Raw genomic sequence first — 15,655 nt, forward strand, 5'->3', positions numbered from 1 at the left:
CTTCTCCCTCAGGGAACTCAGATAATTTCGCTTTCCAGCAGCTCCGAGTGGAGCAGCCTCGCCCACTGCTGGTGAGCCTCGGAGAGAGGGTGCTGTGCGGATGCGCGAGGGGCGCCCGAACGCACCAGCCACTCCTCGAAAGTGTGCCCGTCCTTGTAGGCCATCTCGTTCTTGCCGGCGGAGTGGACGGAGCGGTGTGCACCCGGCTTGACGAAGTTGATCAAATGCTGCGTTATCAGAGAGAACCGGTTTACGGGTTCAGCGTTCGTCGCAAGGGCGTCGTGGAAGTGGAATCTCACTCCGAGTGACGACAGGAAGAACTGCATGTTGAGCACTTGCTGGACGTAGGTGACGGTGGCCTGTTCCTCGGTGAACAGATAACGGTAATAGAACCGATTCACCTTCAAGCCTGAGCGATCTGCACCATGTTTTTTCGTGGACAGGTTGGTCTTCATCAGGCTCCACCCGTCATCGAATGGCGCGTCGGACCTGACATCGACCCCGGGCATGCTCGTAAAGCGCTCGGTTCTGACCAGGTCCGTGAAACCGATGCAGACGAGGAGTTCTTCGGCCGAGCCGCCGGCCGCGAGGTAGCTGCAGACGTAGTCGTATGTCATGCGTACCGCGCGCGCGTTGGAGCCACCGCTGCGTCCCGCGTTGATGACCGTCTCGACATCCAGGAGCCTGCCCAGATGGCTGGGCCACGCCTTCTTGTTCCGATAGGCGCGCACCTGGGTCTGGGTGAGAATGTCCTTGCTCTGTCCGGCCAGGCGAAGCTCTGGGTCTTCCTCTTCGAGTTCCTTGCCCTCGGTGAAACTGCACCCGTTGGCGTAGAGCGTACGGATCACGCCACTCACCCCTCAGTCGTCGGCTGCTGCGGGCCGCGCAGGCTCTGGGGCCGCATGTCGGTCCAGGTGCGCTCGATGTAGTTGAGGCATTCGGCCTTCTGTGCGCGAATGTCCAGGGCTCGCCAGCCCGTCGGAATATCCTGGTGGGTCGGCCAAATCGAGTACTGTTCCTCGACGTTGACGACGACAACGTATTCCGTTTCGTCTTTTACGGAGTTCTCCATGTCTCATTCTCCTTGGGGGGCGTCCTTGTGGAGCCGTGATACGAGGTCGGTGAGCGCGGAGATCGTGCGGGCGTCCAATATGTCCCTGAGGCGGATCTCCACATCAAATGATTCGTTGATCCGTGCGGCGATGCGCATGCCGGAGAGCGAGTTTCCGCCGAGGGTGATGAAATCATCTTGCGGGTCGCAGCTCTCGACACCCAGGACCTCGCACCAGATGGCCTGAACGCTTTCGAAAGCACCGGTTGGCCGGAGCGAGGCCGGGGAATCAGTGGTGGACCGGCTGCTCGTCAGAGAATTGACGTCGATCTTGCCATTTGGCAGCAGCGGCAGGCTGTCGAGTACTTCCAGTGTCCTCGGCACCATGAATTCCGGAAGACGCTCCTCGAGGAATGCCGTGACATCCTCGGTGTCGTCCCGGTCGTCGACGAACTCCAGACAGGCCACCAGCCCGGTGAGACCCGAAGGCTCGGTGCGGGCCAGGACACAGGCCTTCCTGATACGTGGATGGAGGGCCAACACGCCTTCCACCTCACCGGGATTGACGCGGAAGCCTCTGATCTTGACCTGCCGGTCCACGCGGCCGACGAAGTGCAGCAGACCGGACTCGTCCTGCCTGACCAGGTCACCGGACCGGTAGAGACGCCCCTGCCCGTCGGAGTCGGGTACGAAGGATTTCGCTGTCGCCACGGGGTCGCCCCAGTAGCCCCGTGCCACGCCCGGACCGCCGATGCACAACTCCCCGGCCTCGCCCACCGGCACACTCCGCATCCGGTCGTCGAGCACGGCTACGGTGACGCTCGGGCAGGGGGTCCCGAGCGGGATTCCCTGGAACCGCTCCACGGGGAGCTTCCGGTCGTCGAGGTAGACAGTGGAGGTCACGCACGTCTCGGTCAGCCCGTAGCAGTTCCACAGATCGACGTCCTCGGGAACGCACTCGCGCCAGGTGGCCAGATCGGCCAGGGACGCGGTTTCGCCGCCGATGAGCACGCTGCGGACACACGACGGGAGCCGCACCGTTCCGCGGCTCAGTTCAAGGCAGATCTCATGCCAGTACGAGGTCGGCAGATACAGATGGGAGACCGACTGGTCCTCCAACTGCCGCAGGAAATGGGGAACGCCGTAGTCGGCCTCGTCGGTGCGCATCACCAGGGACGCGCCCTTGCTCAAGGGGAGGATGACCTCCTCGATGCTGGAGTCCCAGCCGAAGGCGCCGAAGTGCAGCGCCCGGTCCGCGGCCCCGAGCGTGTACGGCTCCACGACGTTGGTCACGAGGTTGTGCAGCGCACGATGATCGATCATCACGCCTTTGGAAGGACCGCTCGACCCGCTGGTGTGGACCAGGCAGGCGAGTTGGGACCCGTGCGGATCGGGGGGAGGTGCCACAGTGGCGGATTCACCCGCACCGGTGGCCTGCTCGATCTGGAGCAGGGGGCTCTCGCTCCAGACGCCCTTCAGCTGCTCCAGGTTGTCGCGGTCGGTGAGGAGCGCGGCCGGCTCGACGCTCTCGAAGATGTCCCGCAGGCGCTCGGGGGGAGTGCCCGCTGCCAGCGGTACGTAGACGCAGTTGGCCTGCCAGACCGCGAGCATCGCTACGACGGCCCATTCACTGCGTCCGGTGATCACGACCACAGGTCGTTCCACGCCCGGCTCGATGCAGGACGTCAGGGTCGCGGCCACGCCGCTGACCCGGTCGTGCAGCTCGCCGTATGTCAGCCACCGGCCGTCGGAGGAAACCGCCTTCGCGTCGGGCTGTGTGACTGCGTGTGCGGCTATGGTCAGGTCGACCCGCTCCAGCACGGATGTTCTCCCCGTAAGTGAAATAGCGATGAAGGGCCTGATCATTCAGGCGCGGTGGGTGCGAAGCACGCGGTCGGCACCCTGCTCAGCTGGAAGGGTCGTTGCCCTCGGAGAAGTTCCCCGTCCGGAGCGCGTCGTAGAGCCGCTTGCCGGTGGACGGCGGGGAGAAGAAGAACCGGGTCTCCTCGCGGCGGCCCCGCAGACCGTGCTCGACGAAGTCCCTGGCGGTGCGCTGCCAGTACGACGGCCCGAGCCGGCCCAGTAGCGCCAGGTACTCGGTGAAGCTCTGAGCCGCGCCGAACCAGTGGTTGACCGACACCGACGGCGTGTGCGAGCGGATGTCGTGCCAGCAGCCGCGAGGGATGAAGACGATGTCGCCGGGGCCGACCGTGGTGCTGTAGAACGTGACGTTCCGCAGCAGGGGATGGCGGGCCACATCCGGACGCGCCACGTCGATCTGGCTGTTGACCAGGTTGTCGGGGAAGGGGTAAGCGGCGCGGCTGTCCCGCCAGGGCAGGAGCGTCACCGTCTTGGTACCCCAGATCTGACAGAACAGATTGTCCTTGAGATCGGAATGCAGCATGGATCGGGTGCCCGAGGAGCCGATCCATACCCGTGTGTCAGTGGATTGCGGTTCGGTGGTGCCCAGCAGGGAAGTGAAGTCGCAGTCCGAGGGATCCACGAGTTCCGCGGCCCGCTGGTAGGCCAGGTAGCAGGGCCCGTCCCGGTCCTCGTCCAGCATGGCGTCGATGAACTCGGCGAAGCGCAAGGTGCGTTCGTAGAGTTTCTGATCCTTCGGATAGAGCACACCGTCGGTGGGCAGGCCCATCAACGCGGTGACCTCGTGCTGTCCATGGGTTTCGCGCAGGCGCTCGGGAGACCACGCTTCACGGGCGGGCCAACTCTCGGTCAAACCACTGAAGATGAGAGGGGTTTCCCGTTGTGTGACGGCTCGCCGCAGTCCGGCAGGCGTCTCGTCGGCGGCGCGGGGAATCGGCCGCACATCGATGCCGGCCTGCTGGAGTGCCTCTCTCGGGTCGGCGTCCGAGGTGCCGCGTTGACGGGGGCCCGCGTTACCGGAAATTGTGGTCACCTTGTCCTCCTGGCGCTGAACGGAGAATCAGCGCTCCGACGTCGCGAGGGTCAACTCAGGCGACTGTCTTTGGAGTTGCACGCCACCAACGCTGCAAGGGTGGACAGTGACAGGACTGCGAACAGCCCGCAATCGCGGGGGCCGGTTCCTGTTGCGGGGTCGGTTCCTGGGAATCCGTGGACCGACGGGTGCGTGGTGACGCACTGCATCGAAGCCCCCCAGCCGACACTTTCCGCACAAACTCCACGTGTACGTCAATTCTTCGAACATCAAACAGGTGTGGTCAGCCCGCCGCAACCGAAGTTTCGAGTGGTGTGCATCACAAGATGCTGCTGGAATAAGCCAGTTGAAGGCGGGATGCTCTTCGTACCGCCGGTGCGATCCATCGCTCCGGGGCGGGGGCGGCAAACACGGGGAACGCGGCCGGACGTAGCGGAGTCATCCGTTCGGGTCGCGTACGGCCACTTCCGGTCTCCACCTCTACCTTCGCTCCTCGACCCGCCCCCGCCCCCACTCCGCCAACGGCCCCAACGCCTCGTTGAGGCGCACCCCATCGGCAGTGAGCGCGTACTCGACGCGGGGCGGAACCTCGTCGTAGGAAGCCCGGTGAACGATGCCGTCCGATTCCATTTCGCGGAGGTGGGAGGTCAGGACCTTCTCGGTGATGCCGGGGAGGAGGCGGCGGAGTTCGCCGAAGCGGCGGTGGGGGTGTTGGTGGAGGGCCCAGAGGATCAGGACCTTCCACTTGCCGCCGATGATCTCCATCGCGGTGTCGATTCCGCAGATGTGTTCGTCGCGCCCGTCCGGTCCCGTCGGCCGATTCAGCGTCGCCATGGCTCGCCCACTCCTCTGACCTGTTCGCTCACCTCGGGGTAACCACCCACTCCAAAGTGGGTACTTGATCACCTCCGGGCCTGTGACCAGCCTAGACGGCATGACACGGACACCTGTTGCGAACACATTCGATGACACCACCACGACCACGACCTCTGCCGACAAGGACTCCCTCGCCCTCCTCGGTCTCGGCGCCATGGGCTCCGCCCTCGCCCGGACCTGGCTCCGGGCCGGACACCCCCTCACCGTCTGGAACCGCACGCCCGCCCGTTCCGCCCCCTTCGCCGCCGAGGGTGCGAACGTCGCGGACAGCGCTGCCGACGCTGTCGCCGCGAACCGGCTGATCGTCGTCTGCCTGCTGGACGACGCCTCGCTCGACGTGACGTTGGAAGGCGTCGACCTTCGCGGCAAGGACCTCGTCAACCTCACCACCGGCACGCCGGCTCAGGCGCGCGCCCGTGCCGAGTGGACCGAGGCGCGCGGGGCCCGGTATCTGGACGGCGGGATCATGGCCGTTCCGCCGATGGTCGGGGTGCCGGAGGCGGGCGGGTATGTCTTCTACAGCGGTGCGCGTGAGGTGTTCGAGGAGTACGGGGACACCCTGGGGGCACCCCTTGGCACGAAGTACGTGGGCGCGGACGCGGGCTTCGCGGCGCTGCACGACGTGGCGCTGCTCAGCGCCATGTACGGGATGTTCGCCGGGGCCACGCACGCGTTCGCGCTGATCCGCGGGGAGGACATCGATCCGGTGGCCTTCGCACCGCTGCTCGGCGACTGGCTGGTCGCGATGGCCCCGGCAGTCCACCAGACCGCTGAGCAACTGAGCAGCGGCGACTACGAGAAGGACGTGGTCTCGCGGCTCGCCATGCAGGTGGCCGGAGTCCCGACGTTCGAGCGGACCGCCGAACAGCAGGGCGTCAGCACTGAACTCCTCGCGCCCTACTTCGAGTTGATGCGGCGCCGTCTGGCGATGGGAAGTGGGGACGAGGACTTGACGGGGGTGGTGGACCTGTTGCGGGGGCGTGGCTGAGGCCCCCGTGGGTTCGGGTGTTCGATGCCCATATTCTCGGAGGGCCAGCAGACGGCCGTTCTGAGCAGAGGATCACCCGTGCCGAGCCACATACGCTCCTTTTGGGTCGTAGCCCCAGGACAGGGTGAAATCGTTAGTACTGCCTGCCTGCCTGCCTGCCTGCCTGCCTGCCTGCCTGCCTGCCTGCCTGCCCGCCCGCCCTGCGACGGCGAGCTCGGTGACGGCGAAGCCGTAGTTCAGACCCTGTACTCGGCGGTGAGCCGGGGTACGGAGTCGCTGGTCTTCCACGGACGGGTCCCCGTCAGCCAGTACGCGGCCATGCGCGCGCCCTTCCAGGAAGGGGACTTCCCCGGGCCCGTCAAGTACGGGTACCTCAACGTCGGGCGGGTGGAGGACGGTCCTGCGGAGTTGCTGGGCCGGTTGGTGTTCAGTCTGTATCCGCACCAGACGCGCTTCCGTGTCCCGTCAGGCGCGCTCGCCCCCGTGCCCGAAGGGGTGCCGGCCGAGCGCGCCGTGCTCGCCGGGACCGTGGAGACGGCACTCAACGCGCTGTGGGACGCCCCGCCACGGATCGGTGACCGGATCGCCGTGGTGGGCGCCGGAATGGTCGGCTGCTCCGTGGCCGCTCTGCTCGCCCGGTTTCCCGGCGTCGGCGTGGAGTTGATCGACACCGACCCGGCCCGCGCACAGGTTGCCGAGGCGCTCGGCGTCGCCTTCGCCCGGCCGGAACGGGCGGCGGACGACTGCGATCTCGTCTTCCACGCCAGCGCCACCGGGGCGGGGCTGCGGCGTTCTCTCGAACTGGCCGCTCCCGAGGGCTCGGTGGTCGACCTCAGTTGGTACGGGGACCGGCAAGTGACCCTGCCGCTGGGGGAGTTCTTCCATTCCCGGCGGCTGTCGCTGCGCAGCAGCCAGGTCGGCGCCGTCGCACCGGAGCGGCGCGGGCGGCACACGGCGGCCGACAGGCTCGGTCTGGCGCTCGACCTGCTGCGGGACCCGCTCTTCGACGTGCTGATCACCGGGGAGTCCGCTTTCGACGAACTCCCGCGGACCATGGCCGAGATCGCGACGGGCAGACGGCCGGGGCTCTGCCACCGCATCCGTTACGACCCCGACTGACCGGGTCCGGTCTGAGAGGGCCACGCCCCGATCCAGGGCACGCACTGCCACCTCTCCCGTCCCCCTTGGACAGCGCCTCATCGCCAACACCCCACCGCCAACGCCACTCCGGAGAAGACATGTTCAGCGTCACCGTCCGCGATCACCTCATGATCGCCCACAGCCTGCGCGGCGAGGTCTTTGGTCCCGCACAGCGCCTGCACGGGGCGACGTACCTGGTCGACGCGACCTTCCAGCGCCCGGAACTGGACGAGGACAACATCGTCGTCGACATGGCGCTGGCGGCGCGGGAGGTGCGGATGGTCGTCACGGCGCTCTCGTACCGGAACCTCGACGAGGACCCCGACTTCGCGGGCACGAACACGACCACGGAGTTCCTGGCCAAGGTCATCGCCGACCGTCTGGCCGTACGCGTGCACGACGGCTCCCTGGGCCCCGGAGCGCACGGGCTGACGGGGCTCACGGTGCGACTGCACGAATCGCACATCGCGTGGGCCGACTACCACCGCGCGCTCTGACCGCCGCGATCATGGCCGAACCTCCGAAGGCCGCGACGGTCCGCCGCCCGTACGTGCTGCTGTCCGCGGCCGTCTCGGTGGACGGCCGTCTGGACGACACCGCCCGTGAACGGCTTGTCCTCTCCAACCGCCGTGACCTGGACCGTATCGACGGTGAACGGGCCGCGGCGGACGCCATCCTGGTCGGTGCGCGGACCCTGCGCAGGGACAACCCCCGACTCCTGGTGACCAGCCCCGAACTGCGCGCCGGGCGCGTCGCGTTGGGGAGGACGGAGCATCCGCTGAAGGTGACGGTCAGCGGGTCCGCCGAACTGGACCCCGGTCTGCGGTTCTGGCACAGCGGGGGCGAGAAGCTGGTCTTCACCGTGGACGGCGCGTTGCCCAGGGCCTGCCGTGACCTGAGTCCTCTCGCCGGTGTGGTGAGCACCGGTCCGACGCTCGACTGGGGTTACTTGCTCGACCACCTCGGCCGGCACGGCGTCGAGCGGCTCCTGGTGGAAGGCGGCGGGACGGTGCACACACAGCTCCTCGCGCAGAACCTCGCCGACGAACTCCACCTCGTCGTGGCCCCGTTGCTGGTGGGCGAGGACCAAGCACCGTCCTTTCTGAGGCCGGCCCGGTACCCGGGCGGCCCGACGGCCCGTATGAAACTCCTCGAAGCACGTCCGATCGACGATGTCGTGCTGCTGCGATACGCCCCGAAGGACCGTTCCTGATCGCCGGACCCGTTCCTGATCACCGGATCCGGCCCTGATCGTCGAGTGGCGGGGAAGTCGCCCTGTGACAGGTGCGGTTGACGTGCCGTGGGTATGCTCGGCGGGCAGCGTACGGCCGGTCGCAGGGGCGCAAGGAACGGGAGCCGAGAGTGGACGACGCGGTGGAACTGGCGGACATGATCGCCCAGTTGAGGGGCGAGCTGAGCCGGGCCATGGCGGACGGAGAAGGTCAGGGACTCCGGTTCCAGGCCGAGAAGCTCGAACTCGAACTCACCGTAGGTGTGGAGCGGAGCCGAGAGCCGGGAGCCAAGGTGCGCTTCTGGGTCTTCGACGTGCACGGCTCCGCGCGCTCCGCGCAGATGTCCACCCAGCGGATCACCCTCACGCTTCAGCCCGTGCGGGCCGACGCCACCGATCGCCCCGCGCTGATCTCGGGCGCCGAACTGGACGATGAGGCCTGAGCCCCCGGCCGACGCCTCGGGCGTCGACCCGCACCGGATCGCCGAGATCATCGTCGAAACCGGCAACGGCAGACGGCGCGGTTCCGGGTACCGGATCTCCGCCGCATCGATCCTCACGGCCGCCCACGTCGTGGCCGATGCCACCGAGACCGTCGTACGGTGCGACGCCGACCGGCCCGAGGAGTGGTCCGCACCGGCGTCCGTGACCTGGGCGGACGGGACCAGCGATCTGGCGGTACTGACCGTCGTACCGCCGACGACAGCCCCCACTGTGGTGGAGCCGGTCCGCTTCGGGCGCATCGACGACGAGCGGGCCGGTCTGGTCGAGGTGCACGCCGTCGGATTCCCGCTGTTCAAACGGCGCCGTCGGGGCGAGGTGGCCTTCCGTGAACTGCACCAGGCGGACGGGACCGTGGCCACGCTCTCCAATCGGCGCACCCGCAGGCTGGAAATCACGGTGACCCCCGCCGACTCCGATCCCGACCCGGCGACGTCGCCCTGGTCGGGGATGTCCGGCGCCGCCGTATGGGCGGGCAGCCGGATCGTCGGGGTGGTCGCCGAACACCACCGCGCGGAGGGGTCGGGGCGTCTCACCGCCGTCCCGCTCGACCACGCGCTGCGCGAGCTGACGGCCGGGGCGCGTGCGGAACTCCTTCAACTCCTCGCACTCCCCGACATCGCATCACTGCCCCTGGCCGGTCCGGGGCAGGGGCAGGGGCAGGGGCAGGCTGAGGATCAACGGCTCCCCGGCGTGCGGGTGGTGGGCCTCCCCGTCGCACACGGCATCGAACTGTTCAAGAACCGCACCCGTGAACGCGACGCCATCGTCCGGCACTTGAGCGACCCGGCCGTCCGCATGGTGATGGTCACCGGACGACGCGGCATCGGCAAGAGCGCGCTCGCGGCGAAGGTCATGGACCTCCTCGACGGCGGAGAATGGCCCGGCCCCGCTCAGGGTCCGCTCCCGTCCGGCCTGGTCAATCTCTCCACCCGTACGTCCGGGATCTCCCTGGAACGCCTCTACTTCGACTGCGCCAAGCTGCTCGGCCCGGAGCAGCAGGCGCACCTGCGCGAGTTCTGGACCGCGAGCAACAGCACACAGGACCGGCTGGCGGAACTGTTCGCGTCCCTGGGGCAGCGGTTGATCGTCATCCTGATGGACAACCTGGAGGACCTGCTCCACGACGACGGAGGCATCGCCGACGACGAACTGGCCCTCTTCCTCGATCAGTTGTTCCGCGCGCGCGAAACCCCGCGGCTGCTCGTCACCAGCCAGATGCCGGTACGCCTCCCTCCCGAACTGCGGCGCTTCGCCGCCCATGTGGAGGTTTCCGAGGGCCTCAGCCCCGAAGAGGCGGCCGCGCTGCTGCGCGAACTCGACCGGGACGGCAGCCTCGGCGTGGCCGAGCTGTCCGACGACGAACTCCTGCGGGCCGCGGTCCGGGTGCACGGCGTCCCGCGAGCCCTGGAACTCCTCGTCGGTGCGGTCGCCGACGACACCGTCCTGCTGCCGAGCCTGCAGGACGTGCTGGAGGACTTCACCCGACGCCACGACGTTGTCGCGGATCTCGCGCAGGACCGGTACCGGCGCCTCGACGACCCGGCACGCGCGGTCCTCGGCGTCCTCGCGGCACTGCGCACCCCCGTACGGCAGAACGCCGCCGCGGAGATCATCGGCGGACTCGACCCGGACCTGCCCGTGGCCACGGTGCTCGCCTCCCTCGTCCGCGTACACCTGGTGTCCGTGGACCGGGCGAGCCGTACGGTCGGGCTCCACCCCATGGACTCGGATCTCGCCTACGCACAGATGACACCGAACGGACCATTCGGGAGGCAGCGCGTGGAACGGCACATCGCATCCTGGTACGGGCGCGGAGCTCAACCGTGCGACGCCTGGCGCACGTTGGAGGACGTGGAACCGCTGCGGCGACAGTTCGACCACCTCGTGCGCGCGGGCGACCACGACGAGGCCGCGCGGGTACTGGGCGAGATGAGCGAATGGCTCGTCTGGCACGGCTCCGTGCTCGCCGCGGTCTCGATGCACCTGGCCGTCGACGGCCACATCGAGGACGAGCGGGTGCGCCTCGCCCACGTCGTCGCCTACGGTCACGCCCGGCTCAGCGCGGGCCCGATGGAACACGCGGCGGAACTGTTCACCCAGGCCGTGGCGCTCGCCGAACGTCTCGATGACCGGGCCGTGTTGCAGAACGCGCTGTTCGGACTGGGCGATGCCCACCGGCAGCTCGGCGATCTGGGTGCCACCGTCGAACCCCTCGCCCGTGCCGCCGAGTTGGCGCGCGAACTGGCCGACCCCGAGCGCGAAGTACACGCGCTGCTCTCCCTCAGCCTCGCCCACAGCTACCTCGGCGACGGCCGGAGCGCTCTTGACGGCGCCGAGCGACTCACCGAACTCGCCCACGAAGGCGGCGACTTGCTCACGATCGCCCGGGCAGGCAACGCGCGCACCATCGCCCTGCTGACACTCGGCCGTTGGCGCGAGACGGTGGCCGCCGGTGCCGAAACGGCCCGTGCCTATCGCGCCGCCGACAGCCAGGAAGCGATCGCCTACGCGCTGAACGCCCAGGGCATCGCCCTACTGGCCCTCGACGACTCGGCACAGGCGGCGGCGGTCCTGGCGGAAGCCCGGCACGAGGCCTCACTCATGGAGAACCCTCGTGCCGAGGGCGTCTGCCTGCTCAACCTCGCCTGGGCGCACTGGTGCAACGGCGACTTCGACGAGTCCGCCACCACGGCGGAACGGGCCACCACCGCCCTCGACATCGCGGGTGCCGTCCAGAAGTCAGCGTCCCACTCCCTGGCAGAGGCGGCCCGTTCCCTCCCCGCCACTCCACAAGCCGCCGCCGAGGCCCTGGTCAACGCGGCCTCCGCCCTCGACGGCAACGCCGAGGTCGTCAGGGCCGACTGGCTGCTGGAGCACGCCCGACGGTTGGAGAGTTGATACGGGTCGGTTGAGGGACCCGTCAGGTCGCTCCCGCTCCGGCCTCCTCCCCTTCCCCCTGCCTCACCCCCGCACCCGCGGCAGCCCCCTCACCCCCATCATCAGCGAGTACACCGACGTCGTGGCCGTAATGAACACCCGGTTGTTCTTGGGCCCGCCGAAGGCGATGTTGGAGACGGGCTCGGGGATCAGGAGGCGGCCGATCAGGGTGCCGTCGGGGTCGTAGCAGTGGACGCTGTCGTCGATGGTCGCCGCCCACAGACGGCCGCCGTCGTCGAAGCGGATGTTGTCGAAGCGGCCGCCCTCGGGCCTGCCTTCGGCGAAGACCTTGCCGTCGGACAGGGTGCGGTCCTCGCGTACCTCGAAGACGCGGATCTGGTTGCGGCGGGTGTCGGAGACGTACAGGTGCTGCTCGTCGGGGGAGAGGACCAGGCCGTTGGGGGCGCCGAAGCCGTCGGCGGCGAGGTGGACGGTGCCGGTGACCGGGTCGATCCGGTACACGTGGCAGGCGCCGATCTCGCTCTCTGCGCGGTGGCCCTCGTAGTCGCTGGTGATGCCGAAGTCGGGGTCGGAGAAGTAGATCGTGCCGTCCGAGTGGACGACCGAGTCGTTGGGGCTGTTGAGCCGCTTGCCCTCGAAACGGTCGGCGAGGACCGTGATCCCGCCGTTGTGTTCGGTCCTGGTGACCCGGCGGTTGCCCTGCTCGCTGCAGATCAACCGCCCTTGTCCGTCAAGGGTGTTGCCGTTGACGTGCCCAGCGGCCCGGCGGAAGGTGCTGACCTCGCCGGTCTCCTCGTCCCAGCGCAGCAGACGGTCGTTGGGGATGTCGCTCCAGATGAGCTGGCGCCAGGCCGGGAGATAGAGCGGCCCCTCCGCCCAGCGGCAGTTGTCGTACAGCTTCTCCAGCTGGCTGTCCCCGTAGACGCAACGGCCGGTACGGAAACGCTCGTCCAGGATCTCGTACAGACCGTCGAGAATCTCGCCTGACATTTTCCCTCGATTCGCTCACTCAACCGAACATCATTCAGCCTATCAGGAGAGATCGTGGACCAGATATGGTGGGGCGATGAAGAAGGCGGGCAAGGTGAGCGGGGCGGGTGCGAGCGGCATGGCGGCGAAGGTGGACGAGGTCGACCTGCGGCTGCTCGCGCTGCTCCAGGAAGACGCCGGTCGTTCGTACGCGGCCCTGGGCAAGGAGGTCGGGCTCTCGACCGGAGCCGCGCACGAGCGGGTGCGCAAGCTGCGGGAGAGCGGCGTGATCACGCGGACCCGGGTCGACATCGACCACGCTGCCGTCGGGCGCGGGGTGCTCGCCTTCGTCATGGTCGAGTCGACGGCCTGGATGGGCGATTCGGCCGAGGCCTTCGCCGCCGTCCCGGAGATCGAGGAGGCGCACATCATCGCAGGAAGCGCCTCGGTCCTGGTGAAGGTGCGCACCACCGACACCGTCCAACTCCAGGACGTACTACGGCGGTTGTTCGCGATCGACGGGGTCAGCGGCACTCAGGCCACGGTGGTTCTGGAGAGCTTCTTCGAGCGTCCGACGCTGCGGCCGGAGGCCGAGGACTGAGATCGAGGAGTGAGGTCGAGGGCTGATGCCGAAGACTGGTGGCGGTGGCGGTGGCGGGGACTGAAGGCTGGGGCCGAGGGCTGAGGTTGCGACACTTCACGGCGGCCGCACGGCAGTAGGGTGAACCGGTGACCTCCTTACCGGAAGGCTCGCCGTCACTCATCGGCGAGGGCGCCCGCGACACGGCCGTGCAGCGCTTGCAGGAGGCGTACTCCGAAGGGCTCCTCTCGCACGAGGAGTTGGACGAACGCCTCGACCGCGTACTCACCGCCAAGGCGCACAGTGAGCTCGAATCGGCGCTCGCCTCGATCCCGGAACTCCCTGATCAGCTCCCGGACACCACGTCGACGATCACCGCCGCCGGTGGCCGGATCAAGCGGCGCGGCACATGGCGGGTGCCCCGGGTCCTCAAAGTCGCGTCCGCGTACGGAAGGGTGCGCCTGGATCTGTCCCGGGCGATCATCGAGCATCCCGTCGTCGACATCGAATTGCACCTCGGGACGGGCGGGGCCAGGATCACGGTGCCGCGCGACGCGGTCGTGGACGTGCAGGGCCTGCGCACCGACTGGAAGGACCTGCGGTACAAGGCCCGGCAGCCGTCCCGTCCCGGAGGACCGGAGATCCGCATCTCCGGGGTGATGGGATTCGGGCGGTTGAGGATTCGCCATGCTCGGCGTTGAGGGACCAACTGGGCGCTGCGCGCTTCGACGTGGTCGACAGTGCGATGCTCCGGGACGCGGGCTTCGACCGGGTCGACGAACGCCAGGTGGAGGGTGACATCCTGAACCTCTACTACGTGGCGCGGAAGGCCAGTTGAGCGGTCCGCGCGAGGGGGCGGGCGGTGCCGGGGCCCATCCGGATCGCGGCCCGGCGCCCCCGTGAGGGGAGCTCGGATGACGGCGGGGCGGCAGCCGGACCAGATACGCGGGGACCGAATGCGCGCGGACCAGATACGCGGGGACCGGATACCCGCGGACCGGATACCCGCAGACCGGCTACGCACGGACCGGATACCCGCGGACTGGATCCGCACGGTCTGCGAGCAGGCGCTCGCCGCGCACGACTGTCCCTCGGTCTCCGTGGCCGTCGTCGAACGGGGCGAGGTCGTCCTGGCCGAGGCGTTCGGGCTCGCCGACATCGCGAGCGGCCGCCCTGCCACCCCCGCCACGGTCTACGGACTCGCCTCGGTCACCAAGCCGTTCACCGCGGCCGCCGTCCGCCGCACCGCCGACGAGGGCCTGCTCGACCTCGACGCACCGGTGCCGATGCCGGTGCCGGGTCACCACAGTGCCGCCCTCGGCCCGCAGCTCGCCCACCCGGCGCCGACCCACCGCCAACTCCTTTCCCACCGGGCCGGGTTGGCGCCGTACTACGACTTCCACTACCTGGACGAGGACCGGCCCCGCGCGCCGCGTATCGACCCCGCCCCCTACCTCGGCCAAGTACGCGCCCCCGGTACGGACTTCGCGTATGCCAACCTCGGGTATCTGCTCGCCGCCCGGGAGCTGGAACGGTCAACGGGCCGTTCGCTCGCGGACGTTGTGCGGGAGAAGGTGTGCGCGCCGCTCGGGCTCGACTCGTGGCACCTGGGGGACAGCCATCGGGACACCTACCCTGGACCGGCCCCGACCGCCGTGCGGTACACCTCCGACGGGCGGGCGTATCCGTCGTACACCGTCAGCCATCCGGGCGCCACGCTCGGCTGGGCGACCGCCGCCGACACGGCTCTCTTCGCCTCCGTACACGGGCAGTTGGCCGCAGCGGAAGATGGCCTGCGTGAACTCGGCACGGTGACCCCGCACTTGGGGTACGGACTCGGCTGGTGTGTGTCGACCGGGCCGGGGCCGCGCATCCTCAGCCACGGCGGCGGAGGCCCCGGAGTCGCCGCTTTCACCGCCTCCGTACCGGAGTTGGAGCTCGCCGTCGCGGTCCTGTGCAACTCCACCGACAAGGCGGCCCGGGACGCGGTGGTCGCGGAACTGCTGGGCGAACTGGTCCCGGGCTTCGGGCCCGAGCAGATCTCACCGGTGGCCTCGGAGCCGGGGGACGGACGTGAACCCCGGCTCCCCGAGAGCGGTAAGTGGACCGGTTCGCTCGCGACCCCGGAAGGCGAACTGCCCGCCGTACTCACCCTCGGCACCGACGGGCACGCGGTCCTGGAAGTCGCCGACGAGCGCGCGGAAGCCATCGCCACCGCATCCTCCACCGGATCGCCGAGCGGGGGCCTGCGCGCCGACTTCCCCCTCCAACTCCCCACCCTCGACGCCCGGATCAACAGCCCCCGCCTCGCACTCGTCCTGAACCCCGGCAGTGCGACGGGCGCCACCGACGCCACCCTGGAAGGCCTCGCCCACGCCTACAAGGCGGGCGACCGGGAAGGGCGGCTCGGCGCGTTCCTCAGCCATCGGTGTGTGCTGCGGCGCGACTGAGCGGTGGCCGAACGGCTGACGCCGCTCCCGCCCGAGTACGCCCGCCCCCAGCGT

16 protein-coding genes are annotated in these 15,655 nt (G+C 68.8%); 10 read left to right on the forward strand and 6 right to left on the reverse strand.

Annotated features, from left to right (window positions below):
• Positions 1-17 precede the first annotated feature (17 nt).
• From HUT18_RS23615 to HUT18_RS23635, 5 genes are all read right to left on the reverse strand, one after another.
• Positions 18-848 (reverse strand): DUF6071 family protein, encoded by an 831-nt coding sequence (locus tag HUT18_RS23615; RefSeq protein WP_176102563.1) that lies wholly within the window; start codon positions 846-848, stop codon positions 18-20.
• A 5-nt stretch (positions 849-853) separates the two neighbouring features.
• Positions 854-1,072 carry an MbtH family NRPS accessory protein gene (locus tag HUT18_RS23620; RefSeq protein ID WP_176102564.1) on the reverse strand — a complete coding sequence of 73 codons (219 nt, stop codon included), beginning with the start codon at positions 1,070-1,072 and terminating at the stop codon, positions 854-856.
• Between the two features lie 3 nt (positions 1,073-1,075).
• Positions 1,076-2,872, reverse strand: a complete 1,797-nt coding sequence (locus HUT18_RS23625) for a non-ribosomal peptide synthetase (RefSeq protein WP_176102565.1) — start codon at positions 2,870-2,872, stop codon at positions 1,076-1,078.
• Between the two features lie 85 nt (positions 2,873-2,957).
• Complete coding sequence (locus HUT18_RS23630; RefSeq protein ID WP_254878774.1) at positions 2,958-3,965, reverse strand: cupin-like domain-containing protein; 1,008 nt, start codon at positions 3,963-3,965, stop codon at positions 2,958-2,960.
• A gap of 480 nt (positions 3,966-4,445) precedes the next feature.
• A complete protein-coding gene (locus HUT18_RS23635; protein ID WP_176102566.1) occupies positions 4,446-4,799 on the reverse strand; it encodes a helix-turn-helix domain-containing protein in 354 nt (117 codons plus the stop codon).
• Between the two features lie 100 nt (positions 4,800-4,899).
• Here HUT18_RS23635 and HUT18_RS23640 point away from each other — a divergent pair, with 100 nt between their 5' ends.
• The 6 genes from HUT18_RS23640 to HUT18_RS23665 all read left to right on the forward strand — a co-directional run bounded on the left by HUT18_RS23640 (position 4,900) and on the right by HUT18_RS23665 (position 11,602).
• A complete protein-coding gene (locus HUT18_RS23640) occupies positions 4,900-5,829 on the forward strand; it encodes an NAD(P)-dependent oxidoreductase (protein WP_176102567.1) in 930 nt (309 codons plus the stop codon).
• Positions 5,830-6,000: 171 nt separating this feature from the next.
• Entirely contained in the window at positions 6,001-6,948 is a 948-nt protein-coding gene (locus HUT18_RS23645) for a zinc-binding alcohol dehydrogenase (protein WP_254879082.1), read from the forward strand.
• A 119-nt stretch (positions 6,949-7,067) separates the two neighbouring features.
• A complete protein-coding gene (locus HUT18_RS23650; protein WP_176102569.1) occupies positions 7,068-7,466 on the forward strand; it encodes a 6-carboxytetrahydropterin synthase in 399 nt (132 codons plus the stop codon).
• A gap of 11 nt (positions 7,467-7,477) precedes the next feature.
• Complete coding sequence (locus HUT18_RS23655) at positions 7,478-8,182, forward strand: dihydrofolate reductase family protein (protein ID WP_176102570.1); 705 nt, start codon at positions 7,478-7,480, stop codon at positions 8,180-8,182.
• Positions 8,183-8,331: 149 nt separating this feature from the next.
• Positions 8,332-8,643: a trypco2 family protein gene (locus tag HUT18_RS23660; RefSeq protein ID WP_176102571.1), complete on the forward strand. Its 312-nt coding sequence runs from the start codon at positions 8,332-8,334 to the stop codon at positions 8,641-8,643.
• Entirely contained in the window at positions 8,633-11,602 is a 2,970-nt protein-coding gene (locus HUT18_RS23665) for a trypsin-like peptidase domain-containing protein (RefSeq protein WP_176102572.1), read from the forward strand. The genes HUT18_RS23660 and HUT18_RS23665 overlap by 11 nt, the downstream gene beginning before the upstream one ends.
• A 63-nt stretch (positions 11,603-11,665) precedes the next feature.
• Here HUT18_RS23665 and HUT18_RS23670 read toward each other — a convergent pair whose 3' ends face one another.
• The gene (locus tag HUT18_RS23670; protein WP_176102573.1) at positions 11,666-12,592 is read right to left on the reverse strand and encodes an SMP-30/gluconolactonase/LRE family protein; all 927 of its coding nucleotides are present in this window, start codon (positions 12,590-12,592) and stop codon (positions 11,666-11,668) included.
• Between the two features lie 130 nt (positions 12,593-12,722).
• Here HUT18_RS23670 and HUT18_RS23675 point away from each other — a divergent pair, with 130 nt between their 5' ends.
• The 4 genes from HUT18_RS23675 (at position 12,723) to HUT18_RS23690 (ending at position 15,601) form a co-directional block, all read left to right on the forward strand.
• A complete protein-coding gene (locus HUT18_RS23675; RefSeq protein WP_176104760.1) occupies positions 12,723-13,172 on the forward strand; it encodes an Lrp/AsnC family transcriptional regulator in 450 nt (149 codons plus the stop codon).
• A 128-nt stretch (positions 13,173-13,300) separates the two neighbouring features.
• The gene (locus HUT18_RS23680; protein ID WP_176102574.1) at positions 13,301-13,852 is read left to right on the forward strand and encodes a DUF1707 domain-containing protein; all 552 of its coding nucleotides are present in this window, start codon (positions 13,301-13,303) and stop codon (positions 13,850-13,852) included.
• Positions 13,849-13,989: a hypothetical protein gene (locus HUT18_RS23685; RefSeq protein ID WP_176096594.1), complete on the forward strand. Its 141-nt coding sequence runs from the start codon at positions 13,849-13,851 to the stop codon at positions 13,987-13,989. The genes HUT18_RS23680 and HUT18_RS23685 overlap by 4 nt, the downstream gene beginning before the upstream one ends.
• A gap of 76 nt (positions 13,990-14,065) precedes the next feature.
• Positions 14,066-15,601: a serine hydrolase gene (locus HUT18_RS23690; RefSeq protein WP_176102575.1), complete on the forward strand. Its 1,536-nt coding sequence runs from the start codon at positions 14,066-14,068 to the stop codon at positions 15,599-15,601.
• Positions 15,602-15,655 lie beyond the last annotated feature (54 nt).

This window comes from Streptomyces sp. NA04227 (genome assembly GCF_013364195.1).
Taxonomy (GTDB): domain Bacteria; phylum Actinomycetota; class Actinomycetes; order Streptomycetales; family Streptomycetaceae; genus Streptomyces.